The organism is Thiomonas sp. UBA7699, assembly GCF_002482605.1.
Taxonomy (GTDB): domain Bacteria; phylum Pseudomonadota; class Gammaproteobacteria; order Burkholderiales; family Burkholderiaceae_C; genus Thiomonas; species Thiomonas arsenitoxydans.
The window spans coordinates 1-305 of the sequence record NZ_DLGH01000028.1 but is presented as its reverse complement, the minus strand read 5'-3'; the positions used below and the strand labels follow the sequence as shown (position 1 = coordinate 305).

Genomic DNA, 305 nt, shown 5'->3' with positions numbered 1-305 from the left:
GGGTAATAGGTGCCGCCCTTCACTGTGGCGTCGTTGCAGACGATCATGCACTCGCGCCCGCTGACGCGCCCGATGCCGGTGATGATCCCGGCGCCGGGCGCCGCGTTGTCGTACAGACCGTGCGCAGCCAGTGGAGAAAACTCCAGGAAGGGTGAGCCGGGGTCGAGCAGCGCCGCCACGCGTTCGCGCGGCAGCAGCTTGCCGCGGGCGACGTGTTTGGCGCGAGCAGCCTCGCCGCCGCCCTCGGCCACGCGGGCCTGGCGCGCGCGCAGGTCGTCCACCAGCGCCTGCAGGGCGGCGGCGTT

The 305-nt window shown here is 72.8% G+C and carries 1 protein-coding gene; it reads right to left on the bottom strand.

From position 1 onward, the window contains the following. Positions 1–305, bottom strand: a 305-nt coding sequence (locus tag B3H47_RS12355) for a carboxyl transferase domain-containing protein (RefSeq protein WP_286987395.1), incomplete at both ends; no start/stop codon positions are given.